At 35.4% G+C, this 16,253-nt stretch carries 13 protein-coding genes; 7 read left to right on the plus strand and 6 right to left on the minus strand.

From position 1 onward, the window contains the following. The first annotated feature begins 42 nt into the window (after positions 1-42). Entirely contained in the window at positions 43-663 is a 621-nt protein-coding gene (locus Cop2CBH44_RS06960) for a SagB/ThcOx family dehydrogenase (RefSeq protein ID WP_021931167.1), read from the plus strand. A gap of 81 nt (positions 664-744) precedes the next feature. On the opposite strand, the gene phnW is transcribed toward Cop2CBH44_RS06960, so the two are convergent. The 3 genes from phnW to Cop2CBH44_RS06975 are packed head-to-tail and all read right to left on the minus strand — an operon-like array spanning position 745 to position 4,041. Then, positions 745-1,833 carry a 2-aminoethylphosphonate--pyruvate transaminase gene (gene phnW, locus Cop2CBH44_RS06965; protein ID WP_021931168.1) on the minus strand — a complete coding sequence of 363 codons (1,089 nt, stop codon included), beginning with the start codon at positions 1,831-1,833 and terminating at the stop codon, positions 745-747. A gap of 26 nt (positions 1,834-1,859) precedes the next feature. Then, the gene (gene phnX / locus Cop2CBH44_RS06970) at positions 1,860-2,651 is read right to left on the minus strand and encodes a phosphonoacetaldehyde hydrolase (protein WP_200755793.1); all 792 of its coding nucleotides are present in this window, start codon (positions 2,649-2,651) and stop codon (positions 1,860-1,862) included. A gap of 34 nt (positions 2,652-2,685) precedes the next feature. Further along, on the minus strand, positions 2,686-4,041 hold the full coding sequence (locus tag Cop2CBH44_RS06975) for a DUF5690 family protein (RefSeq protein WP_200755794.1): 1,356 nt from the start codon (positions 4,039-4,041) through the stop codon (positions 2,686-2,688). A 183-nt stretch (positions 4,042-4,224) separates the two neighbouring features. Here Cop2CBH44_RS06975 and Cop2CBH44_RS06980 point away from each other — a divergent pair, with 183 nt between their 5' ends. Then, positions 4,225-5,106 (plus strand): hypothetical protein, encoded by an 882-nt coding sequence (locus Cop2CBH44_RS06980; protein WP_044227939.1) that lies wholly within the window; start codon positions 4,225-4,227, stop codon positions 5,104-5,106. A gap of 254 nt (positions 5,107-5,360) precedes the next feature. On the opposite strand, the gene uxaC is transcribed toward Cop2CBH44_RS06980, so the two are convergent. Beyond that, positions 5,361-6,767: a glucuronate isomerase gene (uxaC, locus tag Cop2CBH44_RS06985; protein WP_044227936.1), complete on the minus strand. Its 1,407-nt coding sequence runs from the start codon at positions 6,765-6,767 to the stop codon at positions 5,361-5,363. Between the two features lie 182 nt (positions 6,768-6,949). Here uxaC and Cop2CBH44_RS06990 point away from each other — a divergent pair, with 182 nt between their 5' ends. The 5 genes from Cop2CBH44_RS06990 (at position 6,950) to Cop2CBH44_RS07010 (ending at position 13,754) form a co-directional block, all read left to right on the plus strand. Next, positions 6,950-8,023 carry a LacI family DNA-binding transcriptional regulator gene (locus Cop2CBH44_RS06990; protein ID WP_055096654.1) on the plus strand — a complete coding sequence of 358 codons (1,074 nt, stop codon included), beginning with the start codon at positions 6,950-6,952 and terminating at the stop codon, positions 8,021-8,023. Between the two features lie 51 nt (positions 8,024-8,074). Further along, positions 8,075-9,511 carry a tagaturonate reductase gene (locus Cop2CBH44_RS06995; RefSeq protein ID WP_055096656.1) on the plus strand — a complete coding sequence of 479 codons (1,437 nt, stop codon included), beginning with the start codon at positions 8,075-8,077 and terminating at the stop codon, positions 9,509-9,511. 1 nt (position 9,512) lies between these two features. Continuing rightward, positions 9,513-11,009, plus strand: coding sequence for a UxaA family hydrolase (locus tag Cop2CBH44_RS07000; RefSeq protein WP_021931175.1), 1,497 nt, complete (start codon positions 9,513-9,515; stop codon positions 11,007-11,009). Positions 11,010-11,149: 140 nt separating this feature from the next. After that, complete coding sequence (locus Cop2CBH44_RS07005; protein ID WP_055096659.1) at positions 11,150-12,355, plus strand: L-serine ammonia-lyase; 1,206 nt, start codon at positions 11,150-11,152, stop codon at positions 12,353-12,355. Between the two features lie 70 nt (positions 12,356-12,425). Then, positions 12,426-13,754: an SLC45 family MFS transporter gene (locus Cop2CBH44_RS07010; protein WP_044227924.1), complete on the plus strand. Its 1,329-nt coding sequence runs from the start codon at positions 12,426-12,428 to the stop codon at positions 13,752-13,754. A gap of 52 nt (positions 13,755-13,806) precedes the next feature. Here the strand turns inward: Cop2CBH44_RS07010 and rlmB are convergent, their stop codons facing one another. Together rlmB and recN are read right to left on the minus strand one after the other, a co-directional pair. Next, positions 13,807-14,553, minus strand: coding sequence for a 23S rRNA (guanosine(2251)-2'-O)-methyltransferase RlmB (gene rlmB / locus Cop2CBH44_RS07015; protein ID WP_044227921.1), 747 nt, complete (start codon positions 14,551-14,553; stop codon positions 13,807-13,809). Between the two features lie 35 nt (positions 14,554-14,588). Next, positions 14,589-16,253 (minus strand): DNA repair protein RecN, encoded by a 1,665-nt coding sequence (gene recN, locus Cop2CBH44_RS07020; protein WP_021931179.1) that lies wholly within the window; start codon positions 16,251-16,253, stop codon positions 14,589-14,591.

A 16,253-nucleotide genomic window follows, 5' to 3' on the forward strand; every position in this document is an offset into this window, starting at 1 on the left:
TAAATTTAACAATATTCAAGTATCTATTCAAATTTTACTTTTATGAGAAAAATTATTCTGATATTATTTTCATTAGGAATCAGTATTATGTTATACGCAAATACCAAAACAGAAAAAATTTTTGAAAGTAAAAATAGTGAACTACAAGGCATAATATTAAATAAACCCAACTTAAAACGAGGAATACCTATTATGCAAGCTTTAGAAAAAAGACAGTCCACCAGGCAATTTTCTTCAAAAGAACTTTCTCTACAAGATATATCTGATCTATTATGGGCAGCAAACGGCATAAATCGTCCTGAATCCGGTAAAAGAACTGCACCATCTGCTATGAATCATCAAGACATAAAAGTATATGTATGTACAGCTAAAGGTTCTTACTTATACAACCATCAAAAACATACTCTTGTCCCAATTTCTTCTGGAGACAGCAGACCTGCCGCAGCTCCTGTATGCCTTATATTGGTCAGTGATACAAACAAAGAGTGGGGAGCTATCGACGCCGGCATTGTATCCCAAAATATATCTCTTTTCTGTTCAGGGACAGGACTTGCAACATACCCTCGAGGCAGTATGGACAAAGACACACTTTACAAAGCCCTCAAACTCACCGGACAACAGGCTATAATGCTATGTCATCCCGTCGGATATTTTGTTCAATAAACAAACTGGCTTAGTATATAGAAATAAAAAGAGGATACGTCGAAATGATGACGCATCCTCTTTTTATCAAATCCCAGTGAATCAATATTTTGTTTGACGAATAGCATCAATAAGCCTATCAAAATCTTTAGGGTATACATCTCCAATATTTCCAATACGAAAAGTATCGGCTTGAGAAATTTTTCCCGGATAAATAACAAAACCTTTTTCCTTCAACTGAGTATAAAACGATTTAAAATCAAAATCCTTTTTCGGATACAAAAAAGATGTAATTATTGGAGACTGGATATCATCGGGTAACAAAGTCTCAAAACCTAACGAACGCATGCCCTCAACTAATATCCGGTGGTTTTCAACATATCGTTTATTTCGAGCCTCTACACCTCCTTCGTCAGCCAATTCCTGCATAGCCTGCTTAAACGCCCGTACAACATGAGTTGGAGAGGTAAATCGCCATTTCCCATGACCTTTTTCCATTGCTTCCCATTGAGCATAAATATCAAGAGAAAGAGATGGAGAAATGCCCTTACATCTCAACAATTCTGACTTTCTTGCTATAATAAAACCAAATCCAGGTACACCTTGAATACATTTATTAGCACTACTAATCATAAAATCGATCCCTAATTCTTCAACATCCATAGGAACTCCACCAAAACTACTCATAGCATCTACAATGAATTTCCGTCCATGTTTTCTGACTACTCGAGAAATCTTTCTTAACGGGTTTAGAACCCCAGTAGTAGTTTCACAATGGACAACAGCAACATGAGTTATATCAGGGTTTTTTAATAAGTGCTCTTCAAGAGTTACCTCCGAAACCTGAGATATTTCATCAAACTCAATAATGTCATAATTCAACTTATGATATTCTGCAATCGTTCCCATACGATCACCATAAGCACCATTACTTAGAATAAGTAATCGATTTTGTGGAGCAATAGCACTTCCTAAAACAGCCTCAACACAATAAGTGCCACTTCCCTGCAATAAAATTGCTGTATACAACTCAGGTTTCTTCGTCGCCAAAGCAACCAAATTATGCCGTATTTCTTCTACTATATGCAAATTGTAATCCTCGTCCCACGTACACCAATCGGCCATCATTACTTGTTTTACAGTATCAGAGGTTGTTAACGGTCCAGGAGTCAATAAAATATAAGGTTTCATAATTCGTTCTATCTATAATTAATTATTCAAAATTCCATTTTATGATTTATAATCTTTACAATTTCCGGTAATTCCTCAATCGTATCCACAACATAATGAGCCCCAGCATAAAGCATACGACGTCGAACTTCAGCTTTTCTCTCATTCAAAACATCAGAATCCAACTCTTTAGTTTCTGCTAATGTCAATCCCATTTCATTACTTCCCAATATGACCCCGACTGTCCATACCCCAGCACTAACACCTTCCTTTATATCGGCAATCGTATCTCCATATTTGATTATATTTTTTACTGATGGCACAGAAAGATCTATCATATTTTTATATATCATATAAGGATATGGACGGCCTGCAGGTAAACCATCCGGTGTCACGCAATTATCGACACTATACCCTTTCTTTTGGGCTTCTGGTAACACTACATCCATCATGGCACGTGTATACCCTGTCGTAGACCCTATCTTTATGCCACTTTTTCCCAAATCCGACAATATCTCAATAACTCCAGGTATAGGATCGGTATATTCTCTCAATGAAGAAAAAAGATACTGTTCAAATTTTTCATTCATTGCTATAACATCCTCTTCATTCCATCCCCGATTATATTTCTTCTCAAACGCTGTTGTTACCTCATGCATCTTAAACAATTCACGAATATGGTCTATCTTTGCCATTCCCATAGGACGACGAGCTTGCTCCATCGTTATCTCCATACCTATTTCATCAAAAGCTTTTAAAAAAGCCGCTACCGGAGCAAAACATCCATAGTCTACGGCAGAACCGGCCCAGTCCATAATTATGCAATCAATTTTATTCATATTGCTTTTATTAAAAAATGATATAATATTTTTCTTAAATTGTAGTCGATTTAATACTAAAAGAACGTTCAGTAAAAACTTTATCTACCGGAGATTTCAACGTAAAATTATATTCCTTCCGATATCGTTGTACTAAATAAATAACCGAACACAAAAATACAATAAAACAAATAACACCAACATATCCCGATAACAGATTATAAAATTCGAGCCAATTTATATCAGGATTAAAAAATTCTTTTGCAACCAATACAAGAACTGTCCCAGTATATCCGATAAAATCAATAGTTGCAATAAAAAAGCCCACATTTCCTCTTATCTTAAAACATGCTATAAAACGGTCAAAAAATATAGTTTGAAAACTAAGATATGATATATAAAGACATAAACTTTGAATAAAAAGCCATGTCAAAGGACTAAGCTGCAATTCATAATAATGAAATGCTACAAAGCTCAACGTCGCAGCTCCTCCCATTACAAGAAATAATAGTAAACACAAAACTTTAATATTGCTCCTTATCAGAGACATAGAACCAAAAATAATTAATATTATCACCGTTACAATTCCATCGACACGGGCAAATAACCAAGATGAATAATTATGAGTATTTACATCCAATATTTTTACCAAAAAATCTTCTTTAATATCCTGTAGAACCGTGATAAAAAGATTTGCAAAAAACAGCATAGTCAATAGCGGCATAAAACTTCTAAATAGTTCCATACGTCCCTTACTATCCAAAGTAACCCTCTCTGTCCTTAGTTCTTTGTCCCGCGCATCCGGCTGAGGCATACGATTAAGAAGATATCCTAATAATGACAATAAAGGAAATGCAAAAGCTCCAATCAACGCTGGCATCCAGAATTCACTAACATGTAATGTATCAATAACAAATAATCCGATAGACTTTGCTGTTCCAGAACTCACAGCAATACTCAAGCCCATTAAGCTAGCCAACAAGTCAGTTACTCTTCGTCCCTCTAAAAAACTAAAAATAACTCCCCACATACATCCCAAAGAAAGCCCATTAAAAAATAGAGCAAAAACATTAAAAGGACGAGGTAAACAGCCAAACAATACCAATGATATTTCAGCAACAGCAACCGATGTTATCATAAATCGTAAACGTCCCTCTTTTTTCAATTCTGAAATCATCTTTATACCGATAAATTTCGAAATCAGATAACCGAAGATTTGGATAATGCTCGTTGCAACTTTATAGTCTAGTCCAAAAAACTCTAATCCTTCAAACGTTGCAGCTGTAAAAGGTTTTCTTAAAGCATACACTAAAGCATATGAGAGTAAAGCTGCTCCACCAGTCCAAAAGACAAATAATATATTTGAAATTTTTTCTTTCGTTACCAACGACAATTTATTTCCCAATATCATAATTACTTTCTTTGATTTTGGGACAAAAGTATAATGCCAATTTTAGCAAAAAAATGAATATTTATTATTTATAATCTTTATAATCAAGGTAAAAATAAAGTAACATTAATGTAACATTTATGCAATTATATTATCACATCGAATCTTGATTTTTGTAAAATAAATGATAAATTAGGGTATATAATGGACGAATTATTTGAAATATATAAGCAAATAGAATATTTAAGAAATCGTGGAGTAAAGATGAAAGAAATAGCTGATTATACCAACTTAGCTCCCAGTGTACTATCTTCTTTATACTCCAATGTCCTACCTACATTTGCCAATACAGTACGTAAGGGTACTCCAAAAGAAGAAGCCCTAGATTATGCATTATCCCAAGTGAATAACGTTTCAAAGAAAAAATTAATGGGAAATATTCAAGAGCTGAAAACTCGCCTCTTCGAACTGGAACCTTCCCTCAACCATTCAAATAAAGAAAATCAATTTATTGAAATGTTAAATGAAGAAATGCAACATTCTGCCCAAGAAATATATAATTATAGCGGAATCTACATGAGTTACAGCCTTTCCTCATCTACCGATAGCCTGAAGGCTGAACCGTATCTAATCGCTTCCTCTGAAGGAAACGACTATGTACAAGTAACCCATATGAGTGCATACCATTCTACTCATAGAGGAATAGGATTGCTGAACAATCATCAAAATGCATATATCATGTTCAATGAAAGAGAAACGCCACAATTAGCTCTATTCACAATATATCTACAATTACCGATGTTTGACTATCCTCAGATGCTCAAAGGGCTTTATTTATGTCTCGACTATAACCGTAATCCTATCGCTCGACGTATTGTATTCGTAAAAATATCAGATAGCACCTGTATGGATGACTTCTTAGAACTAAAAGGTGAATTGATACCCAAAGATAAACTAACTGCAGAACAAGAAATATACTATAATTATACTTGCCAAGAAGGGGATTATATCAAGACTTGTACTGTTCCTTCCCCTCAACTAAATGAGAATGACCTCATCAAGGAAAAAAAAATACTAAATGACTAAAGTATAACGTCGAAAATAAAAAAGGCTGTCTCAAAATAGAATTTCATCAGTATAAAACTATAAGATGAAATCTCTCCAAAGTCCCCCCCTTATTTCCCTCTTTTTCTGTAAAAAAATAGGGCTGAAATAATATATTTTACAATCCAATTTACAACCTTATAAGTAAGGCTGTCTCATTTGTAAATTGAAGTATCCCCAAAAGTCTTGTGTCTGACTTTTGGGGGACATTTCAATTTCTATATAAAATATTCTCATCAAAATTTGAAAAAATTTTTCGCATTGTAATAGCTTATATCCTCCACCATTTGATTAACTCGCTCTATTTCAGAAACCGGTATTTCCCCATTTTCAATATCTCGTCCTATCAAATTACACAACGTGCGACGAAAATACTCATGGCGCGGATAAGATAAAAAACTACGAGAATCAGTCAACATTCCTACAAAACGGCTCAACAATCCTAAAGTAGACAATGCATTCATTTGTTTCTCCATACCATCTTTCTGATCAAGAAACCACCAACCCGAGCCAAACTGAATTTTTCCAGGAATAGAACCATCTTGAAAATTACCAATCATAGTAGCTATTACCTCATTGGCACAGGGATTGAGATTGTACAAAATTGTTTTTGTCAATTTCCCCTTCGAATTCAATCGGTCTAAATATTTTGCCATAGCCTTTGCCGTCATAAATTCGCCAATTGAATCAAATCCGGTGTCCGGTCCCAACAATCTAAACATATTCGTATTATTATTACGAATCGCCCCATAATGAAATTGCTGAGTCCAACCTGTTTCGTAATCCATTTCTCCGAATATTACCAACATGGCCGACTTAAACTTTAAAATCTCCTCATATGTTAAGTCCTTACCTCCATACACTTTATTAAATATAACTCTAATCTCAGCGTCGGTATAATCTTCTGCATAAAATTCTTCAATTCCATGATCAGATAACTTACAGCCTTGCTCTGCAAAAAAATCATGCCGATTCTGGAGTGCCATTATCATATCATCAAAAGACGATATACAGACTCCACTGACTTCTGCTAACTTTTCGACATAATTCTTAAAATCAGCAGGAACCTCTACCGCCATTGCCTTATCAGGACGCCAAGTCGGAAGCATTTTTATCTCAAAACCACTTTCACGTGTCTTTATATGATACTCCAATGAGTCTATAGGGTCATCAGTCGTACATACCACTTCCACACGATAACGGCGCATCAAACCTCTGGCTGAATATTCTGGATGAGACAACTTTTCATTACATTCATCATATATTTCTCGAGCTGTTTTAGAATTCAATATTTTATCTATGCCAAAAGCTGTCTTAAGTTCAAGATGTGTCCAATGATATAAAGGATTGCGCATAGTGTAAGGAACAGTCTCTGCCCATTTTTCAAATTTTTCCCAATCTGAAGAGTCTTTCCCTGTAATATACTTTTCGTCCACTCCATTTGTTCTCATCGCACGCCATTTATAATGATCACCCCCCAGCCAAATTTCCGTCAAACTTCTAAATTGATGATTATCTGACACCATTTTAGGTATCAGATGACAGTGATAATCTATAATCGGCATTTTAGCTGCATGCTCATGATATAATTGCTTAGCCATATCGGTCTCAAGCAAAAAATCTTTTCCCATAAAATTCTTCATATCGATATCCTTCTAAGTATGTTATTTCAATTACTCATATCTACACAGAAAAATATTTTTCCGTGTCCGAGCACGAAAATACGACTTTTTTATGTCATACCAAAATTTTACTTTATATTTGCCACAAATTAAGTAACAATTTTTAAATCGTGTGCACACACGAATAATAATATATAAGTAGAATGTGTAAATTACCAGATAAAATACGAATAAAAGATATCGCTGCCCTGGCAGGAGTCTCTACTGGTACAGTAGACCGTGTTTTACATAATCGTGGTGAAGTTTCTCAAAAAAGCCGAGAAAAAATAGAAAAGATACTTACAGAATTAAATTACCAACCCAACATATATGCTACAGCCTTAGCTTCAAAAAAAAAATATACATTCATTACTCTACTACCTGAAGCCAAGAAAGGAGAATACTGGTATGATATAAAAATAGGAGTAGACAATGCTGCTAAAGAACTTTTAGATCTAAATATTAACGTCCAACAAATCTTCTTCGACCAATACAATGAGACATCTTTCATTCAATCTATAAATACTATTCTGATACAATCTCCTGATGGAGTATTATTAGCTCCTGTTTTTAAAGAACAAACGATAATCCTCACAAAAGAATTAAGAATCAAAAATATTCCATTTGTATTTATCGATTCAGATATTTCTGAACTCAATGCATTGAGCTATTTTGGCATGCATTCGTTCAAAAGTGGATATCTCGCAGCAAAACTTTTATTAAAAGACGAAAAAAATAATTCCGACATAGCTATTTTTCAAGCATATCGCACCGGAAACTCCGAGTCAAATCAAACAGAACTACGGATAAACGGATTTAAAAAATATATATCTGACTATTATCCTGATACTGTCATTCATTCGGTAAAAATATATGCTCACGACACGGATAAAAACGATAAAATTTTAAAAGACTTTTTCAATCATTATCCTCAAATAAAGAAAGGGGTAACATTTAACTCCAGAGCTTATCTGATTGCGGATTATTTAACCACAAATTATATAGATGATATCAAACTCATCGGATACGATTTATTAGAAAAGAATGTTATAGCATTAAAAAAAAATAAAATTTGCTATCTATTGGCACAACGACCAGAGATACAAAGCTACAAAGGATTAAAAGCTTTATGCGAATACAAAATATTCAAAAACAAAATAAAACGAACAAACTTTATGCCCATTGATATATTAACACAAGAAAATATTGATTTTTATCAAGAATTTACCATTATCTAAACTAATACAGAATCAATTATTACAATAAATCATCTTTTAAAATATCAAATAATGAAGACATTAAACAGAAACACTATTAAAACAAACAGATATCCTGAACGTATCATTCAATTCGGTGAAGGTAATTTTTTACGAGCATTCGTAGACTGGATTATCTACAATATGAATCAAAAAGCCAATTTCAATAGTAGCGTCGTTGTCGTACAACCACTCGAAAAAGGTATGATAAATGTATTAAATGAACAAGACGGATTATATCACGTCAACCTTCAGGGGTTGGAAAATGGGAAAGCTGTTGACAATATACAACTTATTGATGTAATCAGCCGAGGCATAAACCCTTATACTCAATACAACGAATATATCAAGCTCGCTGAAAATCCTGAAACACGATTTATTATTTCAAATACAACAGAAGCAGGAATAACTTTTGATCCACAATGTAAGTTGGAAGATATTCCGGCCAAATCATATCCAGGAAAATTAACACAACTATTGTATCATCGTTTCAAGACCTTCAACGGAGCTCCAGATAAGGGCTTCATTATTTTTCCTTGTGAGCTCATTTTTAACAATGGTCATGAACTTAAAAAATGTATCGAACAATATATCGAACTTTGGAATCTCGGACACGAATTCAAAAAATGGTTCGATACAGCATGTAGCATATATTGTACTTTAGTAGACCGCATTGTCCCCGGCTATCCCAAAGACTCGATAAACGAAATATTAGAACATATACAATTAGAAGACAAATTAGTCGTAAAAGGAGAAATCTTCCATTTATGGGTTATCGAAGCACCTCAATCTGTATCTAAAGAGTTCCCGGCAGATAAAGCTGGACTAAATGTATTATTTGTACCCAGCGAGAAACCGTATCATGATCGTAAAGTAACTCTTCTGAACGGACCTCACACTGTTTTATCTCCAATCGGATATCTTTCCGGCTTAAATACAGTAAAAGAATGTTGCGAATCACCAGTCATCGGCAGATATGTAAAAAAAGTAATGTATGACGAACTACTCCAGACTCTCGACCTGCCTCAAGAAGAACTAATACAATTTGCAGATGCAGTAATGGAACGTTTTCGGAATCCATTTGTAAAACATTTCGTCACAAGTATTATGCTCAATTCTTTTCCTAAATTTAAAACCAGAGACCTACCGGGACTTAAAAAATATTTGGAAAGAAAAGGAGAATTGCCTTCAGGCTTAGTACTTGGATTAGCAGGCATTATTGTCTATTATAAAGGAGGAAAAAGAGGAAATGACGAAATAATACCTAATGATGACCCAGCAATCATTGAATTGCTTTCAAAATTATGGGCTGAAAATAATATGGAAAATCTCGCTAAAGGAGTCCTTGGTGCTACATTTATCTGGGAAGAAGATTTAAATCTCATACCCGGATTATCTAAAAAATTATGTGGCTACTTACAAATGATTCAAGACAAAGGAATGGAAGAAACCGTCAAATCAATTCTATAATATGTCTACCGTTAATTTCATAAAAATCAATCCAGATGACAATGTGGCTGTAGCCATTCATCCTTTAAAAAAAGGAGAAAATATTACAGTAAACAATAAAAATATAATAACCATACAAGAAGATATTCCTGCAGGCCATAAAATTGCCCTAAAAGATTTTAACGTAGATGAAAATATCATTAAATACGGATATCCAATAGGTCATACCATAACACCTATATCTCAAGGGTCTTGGATAAATGAGAAAAATATAAGGACAAATCTCAAAGGTATTCTCAATTACGAATACACTCCAGCTCTGACTCATATTGATATTCAGAACAAGAGCCTTACTTTCAAAGGTTATAGACGCAAAAATGGGGAGGCAGGAATACGTAATGAAATTTGGATTATACCTACAGTAGGATGCGTAAACGGTATTGTCAATCAATTAGCACAATCTTTGCGACAAGAAGCAAAAGATTCTCATATTGATTCTATTGTCGCTTATACTCATAACTACGGTTGCTCCCAATTAGGTGACGACCATGAAAATACTCGTAAAATTTTACGAGATATGGTATTACACCCGAACGCTGGAGGAGTTCTGCTCGTCGGACTCGGTTGCGAAAATAATCAACTAAACTCATTTAAAGAATTTCTTGGTGAATATGATACAGAACGGGTACGTTTCATGGAATGTCAGAAGGTCGACGATGAATTTGAGGAAGGAATGAAACTCCTAAGAGAGCTATATAAAATAGCCTCAAAAGATAGGCGTATCGAAATGCCTATAAATAAACTCCGTATAGGCCTTAAATGTGGTGGTTCAGATGGCTTTTCCGGCATTACAGCCAATCCTTTATTGGGGGTATTCTCAGACTTTCTTATCTCACAAGGAGGCACAGCTGTATTAACAGAAGTCCCGGAAATGTTTGGAGCCGAAACCATTTTAATGAATCGTTGCGAAAATCGCGAAATTTTCAACAAAACAGTACAGCTTATCAATAATTTCAAAAAATATTTTATAGACAATCATCAACCTGTATACGAAAACCCTTCTCCCGGGAATAAAGCCGGAGGAATTTCCACACTTGAAGAAAAATCTCTTGGCTGTACTCAGAAATGTGGCAAATCTCCCGTAAGAGATGTCTTAAGATATGGGGAAAAAATACAAACTCATGGGCTAAATCTACTAAGTGCACCAGGCAACGATCTTGTTGCAGCCACTGCCCTCGCAGCCAGTGGTTGCCAAATGGTACTATTCACGACAGGACGAGGTACACCTTTTGGAACATTCGTCCCAACAGTAAAGATATCAACAAATACACCTCTTTACAAACATAAGCCCGGTTGGATAGACTTCGATGCAGGTACCCTACTCGAAAACGAAAATATGGAATCTCTTGCCAATCGATTTATTAATTTCATTATCGAAATAGCCAGTGGAAAATATACCCAGAATGAAAAGAAAAATTATCGAGAGATAGCCATATTCAAAACAGGTGTCACTTTATAAAATAATCTCAAAAAATAAAAATACCAGAGTAAATAAATGATACTCTAGTATTTTTATTTATACAGACAAAAATTATTATTTTATTCTCTTATCTGAAAATGAAATACGTATTTTTGCCAATAATAAACATTATCCTTATGATGTATTCTATAAAAGAAATATATAAAATAGGCAACGGTCCTTCCAGTAGTCATACCATGGGACCACAAAAAGCGGCAGAACTTTTTCTTAAAAAACATCCAGATTGCAAATCTTTTCATGTCACCTTATTTGGAAGTCTAGCTGCAACAGGAAAAGGTCATATGACAGATGTAGCCATACTTAACGTTTTACAAACTGCAGGAGAAGTTGAAATTGAGTGGCAACCTAAGATTTTCCTTCCTTTCCACCCTAATGGAATGGTATTCAAAGCCTTAGATTCTCATAAAAATATTATTGATAAATGGACTGTTTATAGTATAGGTGGTGGGGCATTAGCTGAAGAAAACAAACCTATGGAGAGTTCAAATCCAATTTACAACATGCACCATATGAATGAAATCCTCAATTGGTGTGAAATCAATGGTAAGAATTACTGGGAATATGTAAAAGATTGTGAAGAATCAGATATTTGGGATTATCTATCCGAAATATGGAAAGCTATGAAAGAAAGTATAAAAAGAGGCCTTGATGAAGAAGGAGTATTACCTGGACCACTACATTTAAGAAGAAAAGCCTCAACCTATTTTATAAGAGCATCTGGATATAAACAACCTTTACAATCCCGGGGATTAGTCTTCGCATATGCACTGGCAGCTAGTGAAGAAAATGCATCCGGAGGAAAAATAGTAACAGCTCCGACCTGTGGTTCATGTGGAGTACTGCCAGCAGTTTTATATCATTTACAAGAAAGTAGATCATTTAGTGACATACGCATATTCAGGGCTCTTGCTACTGCAGGACTAATCGGTAATATTGTAAAAACAAATGCATCTATTTCCGGGGCAGAAGTCGGTTGTCAAGGAGAGGTCGGCGTTGCTTGTGCCATGGCTTCCGCTGCCGCTAACCAACTATTCGGAGGCAGCCCAGCTCAAATAGAGTACGCAGCAGAAATGGGTCTGGAACATCACTTAGGTATGACTTGTGACCCAGTATGCGGTATGGTACAAATTCCTTGTATAGAACGAAATGCTTATGCTGCAGCTCGGGCTTTAGACGCAAATATTTACGCATCTTTTAGCGATGGAATACATCGAGTTTCCTTTGATAAGGTTGTAGACGTCATGAAACAGACAGGACACGATCTGCCTTCTCTTTACAAAGAAACTGGAGAAGGAGGGCTAGCCAAAGATTATCAACAGATGTAGTAATCAAACAGAACTTTTAAACGGACCGATTGTTTATCAGATTGTATAGTTATCTTAAAAAAATATACAAATGAAAACAAAACCCGATTTAAGTTTTTGGGCACTTTGGAACATCAGTTTCGGATTTTTTGGAGTACAAATTGCATATGCCCTGCAAAGTGCAAATATCAGTAGAATATTTGCAACTTTAGGAGCAGATCCTCATGAATTAAGTTACTTTTGGATATTACCCCCTTTAGCAGGAATCATAGTACAACCTATCGTAGGATATGCTAGTGACCGAACGTGGACCCGCTGGGGACGACGCATTCCTTATCTCTTTATCGGATCTGCAATCGCTGTATTGGTAATGTGTTTATTACCTAACGCCGGACACTTTGCCCATATCATAAATGTTATGTTTTTCAGCCTTGTTGCACTGATGTTTCTCGATACTTCAATTAATATGGCAATGCAACCCTTCAAAATGTTAGTAGGGGATATGGTCAATGAAAAGCAAAAAGGCCTGGCCTATTCTATTCAGAGTTTTCTTTCCAATGCCGGAAGTCTAGTCGGATATCTTTTCCCTTTTATTTTCACTTTCATCGGCATCAATAATACAGCAGAAAAAGGTCTCATTCCAGACTCAGTCATTTATTCATTTTATATCGGAGCAGCTATTCTTATATTATGTTCTCTTTATACAAGTATAAAGGTAAAAGAAATGCCTCCTAAAAAATTCGAAGAATTTCACAGAATCTCAACCACACAAAAAAAAGAAAAAAGTGATTTTATATCACTTTTGAAAAACGCCCCAAAAGTATTTTGGACAATAGGATTAGTCCAGTTTTTCTCATGGGCAGCATTCATGTACATGTGGACTTACACCAATGGAGCCATAGCTGCAAATGTATGGGGAGTCATTGATACTTCTTCAGCCGCATATCAAGAAGCTGGCAACTGGGTCGGAGTCGTATTTGCAATACAAGCTATCGGTTCCGTTTGTTGGGCTATCATACTACCATTGTTCAAATCCAGGAAAATAGCTTACTCTTTAAGTCTGGCTTTGGGTGGAATAGGTTTCATATCTACGCTTTTCGTACACGAGCAACATCTTTTATTTTTACCATTCTTTTTAATAGGATTTGCATGGGCTGCTATGTTAGCAATGCCATTTACTATACTTACGAATTCCATATCAGGGAAAAATATGGGAACTTATCTTGGGTTATTCAATGGTACAATATGTATCCCGCAAATCATAGCCGCACTTGGTGGAGGAAGCATTCTCCACATGTTAGGAGGTCTACAGATAAACATGTTAGTTTTAGCAGGAATATTTTTACTCATAGGAGCCATATGCGTATCTTTCATCAAAGAAACGTATGCCGAGTTACCTTCTAATAAACTTCAATCATAAACATAGATAACAATGAATATAATACATTTCGAAACAATAAATACTTAATTTCTTATTCTCTGGTTCCCATCCGTTGCCTTACCACTTCATACATCATAATACCAGCAGCTACCGACACATTAAGAGAGCTTATCGTACCCATTAATGGTAAAGCCGCTCTATGGTCACAAATTTTCAATACATCTGCAGAAACCCCTGTATCTTCTGCTCCCATAACAATAGCTACAGGGCCACAATAATCAATAGATGTATAATTACACGAAGCTTTTTCCGTTGCTGCTACAATCCTAAGCCCACTATTCTGCAAAAATCGTATAGCTTCAAACACAGAATATTCTCGGCATACCGGTATATGATGTAAAGCTCCTGCCGAGGTTTTTATAGCATCAGCATTTACAGAAACACTATTCCGTTCAGGAATCACAATAGCATCGGCTCCTGCACACTCACAAGTCCTAGCTATAGCCCCAAAATTACGTACATCAGTTACCCCGTCAAGAACTACAATAAATGGTATTTTCCCTTCCTCGTACAACGAAGGAATAATATTCTCAAGCTTTTGATAAGTAACCGCAGAAATAAAAGCAACCACTCCTTGATGATTTTTTCGAGTAATACGGTTTATTTTTTCTATAGGAACTCGCTGTACAACAATATTCTGCCCTTTAACAGAAGCAAACAGTTCTTGCACTAATTCACCCTGTAAGTCTTTCTTAATTAATATTTTATCTATATCTTTCCCAGCCTCTACTGCCTCTATTACCGCACGAATGCCAAAAATCATTTCATTCTTTTTCATAACAAAATATTGTCGTCTAAATTAAAACCTAAATACTAAATATTTTTCCCCAATAAAACCCGCGCATTATTCATAGCTTCATCTGTCAACTTTGCGCCACTCAACATACGGGCAATTTCCTCTATACGCTTTCTATCTTTCAGTTCTTCAATATGAGTTTGCGTACTTATCTCCGTATCCTGTTTATATACTCGATAATGATGTCTGCCTTTTGATGCAACTTGAGGTAAATGAGTTATACTTATTACTTGCATATACTGAGACATCTCCTGCATAATGTCTCCCATTTTGTCTGCAACTTCTCCTGATACTCCCGTATCCACCTCATCAAAAATAATTGTCGGTAAAACCGTTACATGGGCAATAAGGGCTTTTAAACAAAGCATCAATCGTGAAATTTCTCCACCAGACGCAACTTCTGCAACAGGTTGCATAGACTGGTTTTTATTTGCAGAAAAAAGGAAACATATCTGTTCAGCTCCCATTTCATCTATTTCTGGTCGTGGTACCAACTCCACCTCAAAACGAAGATTAGGCATTCCCAACAAACGAGCTTTTTCTTCCAATAACCTTGAAAATTCCGCAGCAGCTAATTTTCTCGATTCTGTAAGTTTTACAGATATTTCTAATAACAAAATGTATCTGTCTGCAATCTCTTTTTCTAAGGCATATATTTCTTCGTCCGATGTATCTATTCTTTCCAATCTACTTTCCAATTGACTTTGCACCTCAAGTAATTCTTCTATCGTCTGCACCTGATGTTTTTGTTGCAAACGATATATCATATCTAAACGGTCCTGGACTTGGACTAAACGTTCTGAATCTATACAAATACTATCTTCCTTCCCCGATATTTCTGCTGAAATATCTTTCAATTCAATATAAAGTGACTGCAAACGTCCTGTTAATTCTCCCAAATCAGGATAAATCCGTAATAAACCTTGAGCACGACTAATCAAAGTTTTCAAAATTGGTAGGATTCCTCCCTCATCACCCGATGCTAACTGAGATATAGTGTATAGCTCACCTTTTATCTCTTCAGCATGGCTCAATATCTTTTGCTCTTGTTCAAGAATTTCCTGTTCTCCTTCTTTTAACTGGGCATCTACAAGTTGAGAGAGCTGAAATCTGAGATAATCTTCCTCTTTTTTCCACTCGACCCTTTCCTCCTGTAACTTCAGTAACTTCTTTTTTGCCAATTTATAATTCTGAAAATCAGATTTATATTGTAACAACAAATCATTATTATGTCCCCATACATCAATTACATGTAATTGGAATTTGTCATTTCCAAGTAATAAATTCTGATATTGAGAATGTATATCTATCAACCTTTCCCCTAAATCCTTCAACTGGGCTAATGAAACCGGTGTATCATTTATAAAAGCCCTGGACTTGCCGGAAGACAGAATCTCTCTTCGAAGAATACAAGCACCATCTTCATACTCTAAATCCTGTTCTTCAAAAAAAGACCTCAAATGATAGTCTGAAATATCAAAAAAACCTTCAATAATAGCTTTTCGACTTTCATCCTTGATGACACGAAAGTCTGCTCTCTGCCCTAAAATAAGAGATAATGCTCCTAATATAATAGATTTTCCAGCCCCAGTCTCTCCTGTAATAGAGGAGAACCCGGAATAAAAATCTATATCCAAAGCATCAATTAAAGCATAGTTCCGAATCGATAATTTTTTGAGCAT

Origin of the sequence: Coprobacter secundus subsp. similis (assembly GCF_015097275.1) — a bacterium.
GTDB lineage: Bacteria > Bacteroidota > Bacteroidia > Bacteroidales > Coprobacteraceae > Coprobacter > Coprobacter secundus.

Excerpts from the sequence above, each read along its gene's own strand:
- uxaC (WP_044227936.1), bottom strand. The coding sequence starts at position 6,767 with ATGAAGAATTTTATGGGAAAAGATTTTTTGCTTGAGACCGATATGGCT.
- Cop2CBH44_RS06990 (WP_055096654.1), top strand. The coding sequence starts at position 6,950 with ATGTGTAAATTACCAGATAAAATACGAATAAAAGATATCGCTGCCCTG.
- phnW (WP_021931168.1), bottom strand. The coding sequence starts at position 1,833 with ATGAAACCTTATATTTTATTGACTCCTGGACCGTTAACAACCTCTGAT.
- Cop2CBH44_RS06995 (WP_055096656.1), top strand. The coding sequence starts at position 8,075 with ATGAAGACATTAAACAGAAACACTATTAAAACAAACAGATATCCTGAA.
- Cop2CBH44_RS07000 (WP_021931175.1), top strand. The coding sequence starts at position 9,513 with ATGTCTACCGTTAATTTCATAAAAATCAATCCAGATGACAATGTGGCT.
- Cop2CBH44_RS07010 (WP_044227924.1), top strand. The coding sequence starts at position 12,426 with ATGAAAACAAAACCCGATTTAAGTTTTTGGGCACTTTGGAACATCAGT.
- Cop2CBH44_RS07005 (WP_055096659.1), top strand. The coding sequence starts at position 11,150 with ATGTATTCTATAAAAGAAATATATAAAATAGGCAACGGTCCTTCCAGT.
- Cop2CBH44_RS06980 (WP_044227939.1), top strand. The coding sequence starts at position 4,225 with ATGGACGAATTATTTGAAATATATAAGCAAATAGAATATTTAAGAAAT.
- phnX (WP_200755793.1), bottom strand. The coding sequence starts at position 2,651 with ATGAATAAAATTGATTGCATAATTATGGACTGGGCCGGTTCTGCCGTA.
- Cop2CBH44_RS06975 (WP_200755794.1), bottom strand. The coding sequence starts at position 4,041 with ATGATATTGGGAAATAAATTGTCGTTGGTAACGAAAGAAAAAATTTCA.
- recN (WP_021931179.1), bottom strand. The coding sequence starts at position 16,253 with ATGCTCAAAAAATTATCGATTCGGAACTATGCTTTAATTGATGCTTTG.
- Cop2CBH44_RS06960 (WP_021931167.1), top strand. The coding sequence starts at position 43 with ATGAGAAAAATTATTCTGATATTATTTTCATTAGGAATCAGTATTATG.
- rlmB (WP_044227921.1), bottom strand. The coding sequence starts at position 14,553 with ATGAAAAAGAATGAAATGATTTTTGGCATTCGTGCGGTAATAGAGGCA.